Genomic DNA, 12,557 nt, shown 5'->3' on the forward strand with positions numbered 1-12,557 from the left:
AGAATGACGACCAGAGATTTTACTCCTCCGTTTTCTTCATCAACTCAGCCATTTCCATCAGTTTGATCATTTCGGCACGGTAGCCGTTCATGTCAGCTCCTTTACTGTTTCTTGCTAAAGCTAGCGCCTTTCCATAACTGAAATCATTGCGATAACCTGAATCTCTGAGTAGCATACCGAATGATGCTACCGCAGCAGACCAATGGAAGTCATTGCTTAATTTTTGCGTCAATTGATTTTTGATCACCGTATCTAGATAAATCGACTTGTCTTCATCAGGCTTCTTATAACGCAGCTTCACAGTTACTAAGTCGGTTGAATTGATGACCTCTTGCGGCTTCTGATTTGCCTGATACTTTAAATCATCTACCGGTTTGAAGCTGCTATTCACTCCTGCTGGAATCACTTCGTATAGTGCAGTCACAGTATGGCCAGCACCTAATTCGCCTGCATCCTTTTTATCGTTATTGAAGTCTTCATCGGCCAAAAGTCTGTTTTCATAGCCAACTAGTCGATAGGCCTGTACAGTTCCAGGATTGAATTCAACCTGTAGTTTCACATCCTTAGCAATGGTGAACAATGTTCCACCAAACTCATTGACCAATACCTTCTTGGCTTCCAAAATATTATCGATATAAGCATGGTTTCCATTTCCCTTATCGGCCAGAATCTCCATTTTTGAATCTTGATAATTCCCCATTCCAAAACCTAGAACAGTAAGAAATACACCACTCTTTCTCTTCTCTTCGATTAGGTCTTCCATGGCTTTATCGCTTGAAGCCCCGACATTAAAATCTCCATCTGTAGCTAAGACAATTCTATTATTCCCCACTTCAATGAAATTCTCTTGTGCAATTTTATAGGCCAGTTTAATGCCAGCTCCTCCTGCAGTTGAACCTCCAGCCTGTAGATTTTCCAGCGCCTTAAGAATCTCTCGTTTGTTGTCACCCGAAGTGGAAGGAAGTACCTCTCCTGCCGCCCCTGCATACACCACAATAGAAACGCGATCTTCAGGCCTCAACTCATTCACCAACAGCTTTAAAGACTTCTGAAGTAGAGGCAGCTTATTTGGCGCACCCATTGAACCCGATACATCAAGCAAAAACACAATATTCGAAGCAGGAAGCTTATCCATTTCAATCTTTTCACCCTGAATACCGATATGCATTAAATAATGATCTTCATTCCATGGTGCGCGCCCTACCTCATGCTGAACATTGAAAGGGTGCTTTCCTTTTGGCCCTTCATAATCATAATCGAAGTAATTGATCATCTCCTCTACCTTGACCGCATCTTTTGGCGGCAGCTGACCATTGTTAATGAAACGTCTGATATTACTGTATGAAGCAGCATCAACATCGATAGAGAACGTACTGAAAGGATTTTTGAAAGGTGAGTTAAATCCGTTTTCATCTATTTCAGCATAAGACTCAGTATTTGGTTTGTAATTCGGCATATATATAGACTGAATATGATCTTGTTCAAGCACCTTCAGCTCTAAGTCATCTTCAAACATATCATACTGAGCATTAAGTGGAGATGCTAAAGCCCTTTTAGACTGACCAGCATACCCCATTACCACAACCTCCTCAAGTGCCATCATATCTGGCTGAAGATTCACATTTACAACATCAGACTTCTTCAATTTCACTTCCTTAGTCACATAACCTAAGTATCTAAAAACGAGTGTACTCTCATTATTTACTTGAATAGAGAATCGGCCATCTTTGTCTGTAGCCACCCCATTACTTGTACCCTTTTCTATTACAGAAACTGCTGCCAACGGTAGCCCATCATCAGCGCCTCGTACCTGACCAGTGATGGTTCTTGAAAATTTTTCCTCTACTGGTTTATGGAATCCGACCAATAAAGTCATCATGATTATTAAGACCTGTTTCATGGTATATCGATTTTAGTTTTACAATCTTTAAAGACAGGATGCTAGAACTCGATCGATTCCATAAACAGACCTAAAAAAACTTTTACAGCGCTTGATTCGAGGGAATTCAAATACAGAACAACTAACTGACATTCAATTGATTGAATCTTATCAATCGACTGGAGAAAAATCTGTATTAGGAATTCTATTCAAGCGTTACATGCCATTGGTTTATGGTACTTGCATGAAATATCTGAAGGATAGAGAGGCCGCTAAAGACATGGCCATGCAAGTTTTTGAAAAGCTAATGAAGGAGCTAAAGGAAAAGGAGGTTCAGAGTTTTAAGAGCTGGCTTTATGTCCTTACTCGCAATGAGTGCCTAATGCTTCTAAGAAAGAAGAGTCCCGAAATTAATGGAGTTGAGCTTATGGAATATCAGCTTCCTGTGCATCATAATGATGGAGCCGAACTCGAAGAAGATTTAGGCAAAATGGAAACCTGTATTGAAGGACTGAATGAGGAACAGAATACCTGCATCAAGCTTTTCTACCTAAAGAAGAAAACCTATCAGGAAGTCTGTGAAGCCACAGGTTTTGAGTTGAAGAAAGTGAAAAGCTATCTTCAGAATGGAAGAAGGAATTTGAAAATATGTATAGAAAAACTGCGTGAGCAAGAAGAACAGACATATTGAACATTTGACACCTGAGCTTATCAAAGCTTACAGAAATGGTGAACTCACTCGTGAAGAACAACATGAGGTGGAACGTCTTATGCTCGAAAACCCACTTTATAATGAGACACTTGAAGGACTAGATGAATTCACCGATGAAATGCTCGATGCCGATCTCAATGAACTGGATAATAGACTGGATGAACTCTTAGCCGAAGAAGATCAATCTACCGGCTTTTGGACTATCTGGAGAGGTATTGCAGCGGCAGCACTTATCATCATTACCGTAGGTTCATTGTTAATTATTAAGCAAGACAAGCCGCTTCCGAGCAAGCTTCTAACAGAGAACAATGAACCTGTACAAACCGATTCTATCACTAAAAGCAAGAGCAAAAACACCTTTGCCGACACTACCCAAGAAACAAAGTCTAAGAGTTCTGATGATAAACTTACTGCTAAACCAGAGTCTGCTAAAAGTCAGTATGATGACTTGGAAGAGACACTCGTTGCTGAAAATGAAATAGAGATCGATTTAAACCTTGAGAAAATTGAACCAGACCTTATTGAGCTCATAAAAGCCGAAAGTTTAACACAGCACCGATCGGATTCGGTGAGTCTGACAATCCCTATGAATAAGATGGATGCAAGGTTGGAGCAATCTCTCGCCAGAAAAGAGGTTGCCGAATTATTGCAGGCCAAAATAGCTGCTTCATCCATCGAATCACAGCTTGCCTCTAGCGCAGCTATGGCAGACCCCACCCCAAAAGCCGATATAGCCAAGGTTTCTGTAACAGGAGTAGTGAAAGGCGCAGACGATGGACTTCCACTCCCTCAGGTAAGTATTCTTAAAAAAGGAACGATAGAAGGAACAAATACTGATATCAATGGAAAGTTTGAATTGAAGAATATACCAGCAAACTCAACGATGTCTTTCCGCTATCTTGGCTACATTACACAAGAGGTTTTGGTAGACAGCTCCAAAACTTTGGAAATCAATCTCGAACCTGACTATACCGCTTTGGGTGAAGTGGTGGTCTCTGGCTATAGCGAAGCCTCTAAGAAAGACCGAACTACCTCTTATACTGCCGCCAAACCAATTGACGGTTACCCTAACTTCAACCGATACTTAAAGGATAACCTTGAGTACCCGGAAGAAGCCAGGGCTGAAAACATCAAAGGAAGAGTAACTGTTGAATTTACCGTTGAAGCTGATGGATCACTGACCAACTTCGAGATTATTAAAGGCCTCGGCTTTGGCTGCGATGAAGAAGCCATCCGACTTATCAAAGAGGGACCGCAATGGCAAGCCCGAACACAAGGAGCAAATCAAACACCAGTAAGTTCTCAGGTTAAGGTGAGAATTAGGTTTAGGCCTTAGACTAGACGTTAGACTCTAGATAGTAGATTTTAGACACATTTATCCTGAGCTTGCTGAAGGATTGACCAAATAGATTTGGCCTTGCAGTTCTATTCCTGATTCATTTACTTCTCTGGCTTTGATGTTGGTCGCTTTTTCATCAGGAGTATTAAAAGAAAATTAAGGCTCATAGCTCTCTTGATCGCTTCTGACTTAACTTTGCCAAAAACACTTTCTATTGAAAATCAATAAAGTTCATCATATAGCCATCATCTGTAGCAACTACTCAAAGTCGAAACAATTCTACACTGAGATACTTGGTTTGGAGATTATAAGAGAAGTCTACCGAGAAGAAAGACAATCTTACAAGCTTGATCTGGCACTAAATGGAGAATACATCATTGAATTATTTTCCTTTCCTAATCCACCGGAAAGACCATCCCGACCCGAAGCCCAAGGACTTAGACACCTAGCTTTTGAAGTTGAGGATATTGAAGAAGCTGTTGATAGCTTGAAATTAAAAGGAGTAATCACCGAGCCAATCCGTATGGATGAATACACAGGCAAAAGGTTCACATTCTTCAGTGACCCTGACGACTTACCTCTAGAACTTTACGAGGTATAGACCTCAATCCTAGCAGCTCCAAGGAGAGTAATCCTTCAGTTAAGAGACCGACATTGCGAGGAGAAAGTTTGACCTCCGTCAAACTTGTGACATGGCAATCTCCCCAATTAAAAAGCCAGCGCTCCGAATTGACAGATTGCCGCGTTGCAAAATTACACTGCGTTCATTTTGCGCCTCGCAATGACGGTTCAAACTGGTTATATTTGACTTTCAAACTTCGATAAAGTCCATGTCATTTAAATCCATCTCCGACTCGCAAATCACGCTTACTCAGCTAATGCTTCCATCCCACTCCAACTTTAGTGGCAAAATTCACGGAGGCTATATTCTCAACCTAATGGACCAGGTGGCTTTTGCTTGCGCATCCAAGCACTCTGGGGAGTATTGTGTAACAGCTTCAGTTAACCGTGTGGATTTCCTGAACCCTATAGAAGTTGGTGAATTAGTTACACTAAAGGCATCTATCAATTACACAGGACGCACATCTATGGTGGTTGGTGTTAGGGTTGAATCGGAGAACATCCAAACCGGAGTGCGAAAACACTGCAACTCTTCTTACTTCACCATGGTGGCCAAAGGTGATGACGGGAAGAAAGTTGAAGTTCCAGGACTAATTCTTAACGATCTTGACGGCATCAGGCGATTTGCCCGAAGCATCACCCGACAGGAGCAATCTAAGAAAAGAGTGAAAAGCTTTACCCCTGAAGAGTTTATTGCCGAAGAATATTTAGAGTTGATTAAGGAGCAGAATGCGCAAGTAAATCTTTGACAAACTTGCACTTTGATGGTAGTCAGGAGTCGAGGAAACTCAAATGTCACCAACAGAAGTTTGTCAAAGGTGATCTATTGTAAAAATTGAGTATCCTAGATTGACTCAAGGTATAATGGTTGAGCAATAGACCTTAGAAATTCCCGCCCCCAAGGTCTCGAGGCGCGGGAGTGACTTTACTTTTTGAGTCTCAATACGCTCTACTCAATACCCAAAACTACCTCTAAAAACTCTCCCTTAACTCAAAAGTCTTCTTCATTCTGTCAATCAGCTTGGCTGACTCAGGGAAATTCAAAGTCTGCTGACCGTCTGAATAAGCCTCTTCTGGTTTTTCATGGGTTTCGTAGATAACACCATCTGCTCCGGCCATAATACTGGCTAAAGCAATTGGCTCCACAAAGTCGCGAAGACCTATACCGTGAGATGGATCGGCAATAACTGGCAGATGCGTTTTTTCCTTGAGTACAGCAATAGCATTCAAATCCATAGTGTTACGCGTTGCCTTTTCATAGGTTCTGATACCTCTTTCGCAAAGCAAAAGACGTTCGTTACCAGCTGAAAACACATATTCAGCAGAATACAACAACTCATCGATAGTTCCTGAAATACCGCGCTTAATCATTACTGGCTTATCAGTGTTTTTGCCGAGCTCATCTAGTAGGTTGAAGTTCTGGGTATTCCTCGCTCCCACCTGATAGATATCGACATACGGGTCCATTTCTTCAATTTGGGAAACCTGCATCACCTCTGTGACAATTTTGATTCCGGCTTCTTTCGCTAGTTGATACCAAAGCTCCAGTCCCTCGATTCCCATTCCACGGAAGGCATAAGGAGAACTTCTCGGCTTGAACACCCCTCCACGCATTATGGATACACCATTTTCCTTCAAGTGAGCAATAGTTTTCCTAATCTGGTCTTCGCCTTCAATAGAACAAGGTCCAGCCATGATTTGGAAACCGCCATCTTCAATGACTATACCGTCACCAAGATCGATTGTGGTAGCATTTACCTTCCACTTTTTCGAAACGAGTTTGTAGTCATCAGAAACAATGTGGATGTCTTTTATTCCGTCCATAGAACCAATGGAACGGATATCGAAGTTCTTTTTACCTATACCAATTAGGTACTCTCCCATCTGGGTTTTCACTTCGGCTGGTTTGTATTTGAGGCCTTTGATTCGATTAATAATCGCTTCTTTTTGGCTCTCTTTTATGTCTTGTTCGAATTGTATAATCATGATATTAGTCAATGGTCAATGGTCAATAGTCCATGGCAGCTATCGACCATGGACTGTAGACTATCGACTAGTTTATTACTTGGTCTATAAATGTCTTAATGTTGGATTCCATATCCCCTTCCTGCCCCAGTACCTTAATAAAAGCACTACCGATAATTGCTCCATTGGCATTTTCACAGGCTTTGTCGAAGGTTTCTTTATTGGAAATGCCGAAGCCAATTAAACGTGGATTTTTCAATCCCATTTCATTTACTCTTTTGAAGTACGCTTCCTGAGCTTCTGAAATCCCGGTTTTGGCACCAGTGGTACTGGCAGATGAAACCATATAGATGAATCCACTAGTATTATTATCTATCTCTCTAATTCGAGCTTCTGAAGTTTGAGGCGTAATAAGGAAAGTATTTAGCAGGCCATTCTTTTCGAAGACCGGCTTGTACACTTCCAGATACTCATGCATTGGTAAATCGGGTAAAATTAGACCGTCTACTCCACACTCAGCACAGTCAGCACAAAACCGCTCTATTCCATACTGCACAATTGGGTTGATGTAACCCATCAATACAATCGGTACACTCACTTCTTGGCGAACGTCTTTCAATTGCTCCATTAGGAGTTTTAGGGTCATCCCATTGCTCAGCGCTACGTCATTACTAGCCTGAATGGTTGGCCCATCGGCTACAGGATCAGAAAACGGAATACCGATTTCTATTAGGTCTGCACCAGATGTCTCCAAAGCCTTGAGTATGCTCACCGTATCATCTAGCTTAGGATACCCAGCCGTAAAATATACGTTCAGTACTCGGCTAGACTTGGTCTGAAAAAGTTTTTCTATTCTGTTCATTTCTACTTTGCTCACTATCTCTCTTCGATTCGTCATGCTGAACTTGTTTCAGCATCTTCGAATTAGCAGACCCTGAAACAAGTTCAGGGTGACGTTCTATAATTAGTATATTCTAACTCTGTTCATTCATTTGTTTTGTGAATATTTTTCATCTGGCCTCATCCCCCGCCTTCTCCAAAAAGAGAAGGAGCCAATGGCGTTCACAAAACCAAATAAATTCACTCGGCTGTCTCAATACTTTGTACTCAATACTCAGTACTCGTTCAATACTTCCCCCATTTAATATATGTTTCCAAGTCTTTATCGCCCCTTCCAGATAGATTGATGACTACAATGTCGTCTGATTTTAGGTTCATCTGTTTTAGCGCTGCAAAGGCATGAGAGGTCTCAATGGCTGGAATAATTCCTTCCAGTCGGCTGAGTTGAATACCTGCTTTCATGGCTTCTTCATCGGTCACACTGTAGAATGTTCCTCTACCTGTTTCGAAAAGATGCGCATGCACAGGACCAATTCCAGGATAATCCAGACCGGCAGAAATTGAATAAGGTTCAACTACCTGACCATCTTCTGTCTGCATTAGAAGCGTTTTACTTCCGTGTAAAATGCCCGGTTTACCAAGCGTGGTTGTAGCAGCACTTTTACCAGTGGTATTACCCAAACCAGCTGCTTCAACGGCTACTAAGGCTACCGCTTCATCGTCATAATAGTTGTAGAAAGCGCCTGCAGCATTGCTACCACCGCCTACACAAGCGACTACATAATTCGGTAGTTCTGTGCCTTCTTTTTCCTTCAACTGGGTTCTGATTTCTGCACTGATTACTGACTGAAATCTGGCAACCATTTCAGGATATGGGTGCGGTCCAACCACAGAACCGATGATGTAGTGTGTGTCGGTTGGGTTGTTGATCCAATGACGCATGGCTTCATTGGTGGCATCTTTGAGTGTTTTGCTTCCACTGCTTGCAGGACGAACCTCCGCTCCCAGAATACGCATGCGCTCAACATTTGGCTTTTGACGCGCCATATCTACTTCACCCATATATACGATGCACTCAACACCCATCAGCGCACAAACCGTTGTCGTAGCAACACCATGTTGACCAGCTCCTGTTTCGGCAATGATCTTCTTCTTGCCCAATCGTTGAGCGAGTAGAATTTGCCCGATGGTATTATTCACTTTATGAGCACCTGTGTGGCAAAGATCTTCTCGTTTGAGGTAGATTTTCGCGCCATAATGCTCAGAAAGCCTTTCCGCCAGATAGAGTGGTGTTGGCCTGCCTACATAGTCTTTCAATAACTGATCGAACTGCTTCTTGAAGTCCGGATCTGAAGTTATGGCTTCGTAGTTATCTCTTAACTCTTCCACATTCGGGTATAGCATTTCAGGGATGTATGCCCCTCCGAAATTACCGTAATACCCTCGTTCGTCTACTTTTATTTTCATAATCTATTTCCTTTCGTCATTGCGAGGGAGTCCCGATGATTCGGGACGACCGTGGCAATCTCCTTATCCATTTGAGGAGACTGCTTCGTGCCTCGCAGTGACGTTCTATTTTAAAATCTCCTTGAGCATTTTCACTTGCTCTATATCCTTCAAGCCTGGTTCCAACTCAAACTTAGAGTTCACATCTATCGCATAAGGTTGAACTTTCAAGCCGGCTATATCTTTCGCATTTTCCAGATCGATTCCTCCACTTAAGAAGTATGGCACGTCATAGGGATAGTCATTTAAAACCTCCCAATTGAATACCACACCATTACCTCCTCTTTCCTTCCCTTTTGTATCGAAAAGGAAGAAGTCTACCAGTCCCTTATATGGTTTCAGTTGGTCGAAATCAAACTCCTCACCCACTGAAAGCACCTTGATTACCTTGATGCCAATGGCGAAAAGCTCTCCCACATACTCAACCGACTCGTCACCATGCAACTGAACATAATCGAGTTTGTACTGCCTAACTTTTTCCTTTACCTGTTGAATTGGTGCATTGACGAAAACACCCACTTTTTTTGTGGTTTCAGGAAACCCTAGCAACAGTTCTTTATCCAGATCAGGTGCAAATCGCTTAGAACGCTCGAAGAAAATAAAACCCATGAAATCAGGCTCCAACTCCAACAGTTGTTGGATGTTTTCGCTTTGCCTCATTCCACATACTTTCAGTTTCATTTTGGTCATTCGTTAAACGTTTGATCGTTATTGGTTAATCGTTACTAGTTAAATGGTTAATCGGTTAATCGGAAAACAGGGGACCTTGTTGATAGATTTCTATTTACCTAGTTTCTCGATAAATTCCGCTGCAGCTCTTTCCGGCCTACCTGTTTTCATAAATGTTTCGCCAATCAAAAAGCCTTGGAATCCATGCGTTCTAAGATCAGTGATAGTAGCAGGATCACTAATACCACTTTCTGAGATTTTCACGAAATCATTCGGGATCATTGGAGCCAATTGCTTGCTTATATCAATGGATACTTCGAAGGTTTTCAGGTTCCTGTTATTCACTCCCACTACATCCAGATGTTCATTCAGGTTGTTTTCCAACTCCTCCTGGTTGTGAACCTCCATTAACACTTCTAGACCAAAGCTCTTAGCAAAAGCAGCCAACTCCTTCAATCTCTTAGGCTCTAGTGCCGCTGCAATGAGCAAAATGGCATCGGCACCGATAGATTTCGCTTCAACAATCTGATACTCATCGATGATAAAATCTTTTCTAAGTACTGGACAAAAGTTGAATTTTCTGGCGGTGCTCAAGTCTTCGCTGCTTCCTCCAAAGAATTCAGAGTCTGTTAGAACCGATAAGGCCGAAGCACCAGCCTGCATATATCCAATAGTGGTTCTTTCTACAGGAGCATGAGCATTAATTACGCCTTTAGAGGGCGATTGACGCTTGAACTCAGCAATAATGCCCGACTTATCTTCTCTCAGTAAGTACTTTTTCAGAGAAATCGGTTGACCATCAAAGTAGATACTTTTCTCCAACAGCTTTTCAGTGTAAAGCGATCTTCTTTCCTCTACTTCCTTGTGCTTATGCGCGATGATTTTTTCTAGTATATCCATATTTCCATTTCGTCATTGCGGGAAGCAAACTTTGCCTGAGCAAAAGTTTGGGACGAAGCAATCTCCTTGAATCGAGAGACTGCTTCGCCCCGATGCTTCGGGACTCGCAGTGACGTTCGATTTATAATTCTAAAATTTTTCTGAATGTTTTCAATGCTTTTCCGCTTTCGAGCGATTCTCGAGCCATGCCTAGTGCATCATCACTAGAAACTCCTTTTCCACACTGAATAGCCATAGCGGCATTGGCAATAACCACTTCATTTTGAGGCTTGGTGCCCTCCCCTTTTAATATTCTTTCAAATATTTTGGCAGACTCTTCTACCGTGTCCCCACCAAAAATAGCTTCAGGCTGTATAGTTTGAAGCCCAATTTCCTCTGGACTTACAATTTCTTCTTTGTCGTTGGTGATCTTTTTGAATGCTCCGGTCAGTGATATTTCATCATAACCATCCAAGGCATGTAAAATGACAAAGTGTTTGTCAGTTTTCTGATATAAGTAACCATAAAGCCTAGCCAACTCTAAATTGAAAACGCCAACCAACTGCTTTTTCGGAAAAGAGGGGTTCACCATAGGCCCCAACATATTGAAGAAGGTTTTCACCCCTAAATCTCTCCGAATTGGTGCCACATTCTTCATGGCTGGGTGAAACAATGGCGCGTGTAAGAAACACAATCCGCATTCATCCAAACTCTTTCTCAGCTTGCCAATGTCGTTTGTGAACTCATAGCCAAAGTGCGCCATGAGATTCGAAGAACCCGAAACCGATGAGACTCCATTATTACCATGCTTGGCTACATTCTGCCCGGCCCCAGCCACAATAAATGACGACAAGGTGGAAATATTGAAAGTGTTCTTTCCATCTCCACCTGTTCCACAAAGGTCAATGGCATCGTATTCTATGATTTCAACAGGAACGCACAAATCGAGCATAGCATCGCGGAAACCCTCAAGTTCCTCTACAGTAATGCTTCGCATCAGGTAAACAGTTAGAAATGCCGCCACCTGACTTTGGTTGTATTTACCCTGTGCCAGATTGATGAGTATCTCCTTTGCCGTCTGCTTATCTAGCGACTTGTATTCTATGAGTTGATTTAGTATTTCTTTCATTTTAATTCGGTTAATCGGAAAACAGAAATCAGTTGCTTTGCTTAGAGTTGGTCAGGAACCTGATATAACCATTAAGCATTCTGATGCATTCTTCAATTTTGTTATCGAATTCATTCTCTACTTCTGCACTGATGTATTCTTCGTCCAGAGCCACCGTTAGGTGATCCTGAAGTTCCGTCAAGGAACCTCTCGAATGCCGGCAAAACTGAATATTCTCTTGATAATGATATCTACCGTATCCTTCAGCAATATTTGCAGTAACAGACCTTGAAGCTCGTATCATTTGATCTACCAGTTTGTATTTCTCTTCTGATGGAAAGGTTTTAGTCAGTTTTGAAATTTCATTCCTCAACAATCTTCCCCTTTTCCATATTTCTAAATCCTTAAAATTCTTGCTCATGTGTTTACCGTTTAACTGTTTTCTGATTTCCGTTTTCTTCTAACTATTTACCCAATTCTCTAATAATTTATGTCCGTATTCAGTCATAATAGACTCCGGATGAAACTGTACGCCTTTCACATCATATTCCTTATGACTGATGGCCATGATTTCTCCGAATTCATCTTCGGCAGTCACCTTAATCTCTTCGCCCAAATTGGCTTTATCTACATTCCAACTGTGATAATGACAGATGGTATAGTTTTCGGGAATATCCTTAAAGAGTCTATCACCTTTTTCCATTATCTGCACCTGGCTCGATACCCCATGTAATACCTGCGGCATATTGTAAAGCTTAGCACCATAAGACTCAGCAATGGCTTGGTGTCCCAAGCAAACGCCCAGTATGCTTTTCTTACTACCGTATTGTTTGATCAATGGCAGAAGAATGCCTGCTTCCTCTGGTATTCCCGGACCAGGAGATAGTAGTACTTTATCGTACTGATCAACAGCCTCTAGGGCAATCTGATCATTGCGAAAAACATCCATCTCCGCTCCATACCCAAGCTCCCTCAGGTAATGCACCAGGTTATAGGTGAATGAATCGTAGTTATCTAGTATGAGTATTTTCATTATTTG

Annotated in this window: 13 protein-coding genes; 4 read left to right on the forward strand and 9 right to left on the reverse strand. The window is 41.9% G+C overall.

Annotated elements, in window-relative coordinates:
• Nucleotides 1-19: 19 nt before the first annotated feature.
• Nucleotides 20-1,900 carry a YfbK domain-containing protein gene (locus AWW68_RS16400; protein ID WP_068223404.1) on the reverse strand — a complete coding sequence of 627 codons (1,881 nt, stop codon included), beginning with the start codon at nucleotides 1,898-1,900 and terminating at the stop codon, nucleotides 20-22.
• A gap of 91 nt (nucleotides 1,901-1,991) precedes the next feature.
• Between AWW68_RS16400 and AWW68_RS16405 the strand changes: the two genes are divergently transcribed.
• The 4 genes from AWW68_RS16405 to AWW68_RS16420 all read left to right on the forward strand — a co-directional run bounded on the left by AWW68_RS16405 (nucleotide 1,992) and on the right by AWW68_RS16420 (nucleotide 5,300).
• Nucleotides 1,992-2,570, forward strand: coding sequence for an RNA polymerase sigma factor (locus tag AWW68_RS16405; RefSeq protein ID WP_245660259.1), 579 nt, complete (start codon nucleotides 1,992-1,994; stop codon nucleotides 2,568-2,570).
• Nucleotides 2,545-3,927 (forward strand): energy transducer TonB, encoded by a 1,383-nt coding sequence (locus AWW68_RS16410; protein WP_068223407.1) that lies wholly within the window; start codon nucleotides 2,545-2,547, stop codon nucleotides 3,925-3,927. Before AWW68_RS16405 ends, AWW68_RS16410 begins: the two co-directional genes overlap by 26 nt.
• Nucleotides 3,928-4,144: 217 nt before the next feature.
• Nucleotides 4,145-4,531, forward strand: coding sequence for an SMU1112c/YaeR family gloxylase I-like metalloprotein (gloA2, locus tag AWW68_RS16415; RefSeq protein WP_068223409.1), 387 nt, complete (start codon nucleotides 4,145-4,147; stop codon nucleotides 4,529-4,531).
• Between the two features lie 229 nt (nucleotides 4,532-4,760).
• Entirely contained in the window at nucleotides 4,761-5,300 is a 540-nt protein-coding gene (locus AWW68_RS16420) for an acyl-CoA thioesterase (RefSeq protein ID WP_068223412.1), read from the forward strand.
• A gap of 223 nt (nucleotides 5,301-5,523) precedes the next feature.
• Here AWW68_RS16420 and aroF read toward each other — a convergent pair whose 3' ends face one another.
• The 8 genes from aroF to AWW68_RS16460 all read right to left on the reverse strand — a co-directional run bounded on the left by aroF (nucleotide 5,524) and on the right by AWW68_RS16460 (nucleotide 12,551).
• Complete coding sequence (gene aroF / locus AWW68_RS16425; RefSeq protein ID WP_068223415.1) at nucleotides 5,524-6,537, reverse strand: 3-deoxy-7-phosphoheptulonate synthase; 1,014 nt, start codon at nucleotides 6,535-6,537, stop codon at nucleotides 5,524-5,526.
• A 67-nt stretch (nucleotides 6,538-6,604) separates the two neighbouring features.
• Nucleotides 6,605-7,378: a tryptophan synthase subunit alpha gene (trpA, locus tag AWW68_RS16430; RefSeq protein WP_068224230.1), complete on the reverse strand. Its 774-nt coding sequence runs from the start codon at nucleotides 7,376-7,378 to the stop codon at nucleotides 6,605-6,607.
• Between the two features lie 263 nt (nucleotides 7,379-7,641).
• Entirely contained in the window at nucleotides 7,642-8,823 is a 1,182-nt protein-coding gene (gene trpB / locus AWW68_RS16435; RefSeq protein WP_068223418.1) for a tryptophan synthase subunit beta, read from the reverse strand.
• Nucleotides 8,824-8,928: 105 nt separating this feature from the next.
• The gene (locus AWW68_RS16440) at nucleotides 8,929-9,552 is read right to left on the reverse strand and encodes a phosphoribosylanthranilate isomerase (protein ID WP_068223420.1); all 624 of its coding nucleotides are present in this window, start codon (nucleotides 9,550-9,552) and stop codon (nucleotides 8,929-8,931) included.
• Between the two features lie 90 nt (nucleotides 9,553-9,642).
• On the reverse strand, nucleotides 9,643-10,431 hold the full coding sequence (gene trpC, locus AWW68_RS16445; RefSeq protein ID WP_068223423.1) for an indole-3-glycerol phosphate synthase TrpC: 789 nt from the start codon (nucleotides 10,429-10,431) through the stop codon (nucleotides 9,643-9,645).
• A gap of 121 nt (nucleotides 10,432-10,552) precedes the next feature.
• Nucleotides 10,553-11,539 carry an anthranilate phosphoribosyltransferase gene (gene trpD / locus AWW68_RS16450; protein ID WP_068223426.1) on the reverse strand — a complete coding sequence of 329 codons (987 nt, stop codon included), beginning with the start codon at nucleotides 11,537-11,539 and terminating at the stop codon, nucleotides 10,553-10,555.
• 28 nt (nucleotides 11,540-11,567) lie between these two features.
• On the reverse strand, nucleotides 11,568-11,939 hold the full coding sequence (locus tag AWW68_RS16455) for a four helix bundle protein (protein WP_068223428.1): 372 nt from the start codon (nucleotides 11,937-11,939) through the stop codon (nucleotides 11,568-11,570).
• A gap of 39 nt (nucleotides 11,940-11,978) precedes the next feature.
• Entirely contained in the window at nucleotides 11,979-12,551 is a 573-nt protein-coding gene (locus tag AWW68_RS16460; RefSeq protein WP_068223430.1) for an anthranilate synthase component II, read from the reverse strand.
• Between the last annotated feature and the right edge of the window lie 6 nt (nucleotides 12,552-12,557).

The organism is Roseivirga spongicola (assembly GCF_001592965.1).
GTDB lineage: Bacteria > Bacteroidota > Bacteroidia > Cytophagales > Cyclobacteriaceae > Roseivirga > Roseivirga spongicola.

Excerpts from the sequence above, each read along its gene's own strand:
- trpC (WP_068223423.1), bottom strand. The coding sequence starts at position 10,431 with ATGGATATACTAGAAAAAATCATCGCGCATAAGCACAAGGAAGTAGAG.
- AWW68_RS16460 (WP_068223430.1), bottom strand. The coding sequence starts at position 12,551 with ATGAAAATACTCATACTAGATAACTACGATTCATTCACCTATAACCTG.
- aroF (WP_068223415.1), bottom strand. The coding sequence starts at position 6,537 with ATGATTATACAATTCGAACAAGACATAAAAGAGAGCCAAAAAGAAGCG.
- trpD (WP_068223426.1), bottom strand. The coding sequence starts at position 11,539 with ATGAAAGAAATACTAAATCAACTCATAGAATACAAGTCGCTAGATAAG.
- AWW68_RS16420 (WP_068223412.1), top strand. The coding sequence starts at position 4,761 with ATGTCATTTAAATCCATCTCCGACTCGCAAATCACGCTTACTCAGCTA.
- AWW68_RS16400 (WP_068223404.1), bottom strand. The coding sequence starts at position 1,900 with ATGAAACAGGTCTTAATAATCATGATGACTTTATTGGTCGGATTCCAT.
- AWW68_RS16455 (WP_068223428.1), bottom strand. The coding sequence starts at position 11,939 with ATGAGCAAGAATTTTAAGGATTTAGAAATATGGAAAAGGGGAAGATTG.
- AWW68_RS16440 (WP_068223420.1), bottom strand. The coding sequence starts at position 9,552 with ATGACCAAAATGAAACTGAAAGTATGTGGAATGAGGCAAAGCGAAAAC.
- trpA (WP_068224230.1), bottom strand. The coding sequence starts at position 7,378 with ATGAACAGAATAGAAAAACTTTTTCAGACCAAGTCTAGCCGAGTACTG.
- trpB (WP_068223418.1), bottom strand. The coding sequence starts at position 8,823 with ATGAAAATAAAAGTAGACGAACGAGGGTATTACGGTAATTTCGGAGGG.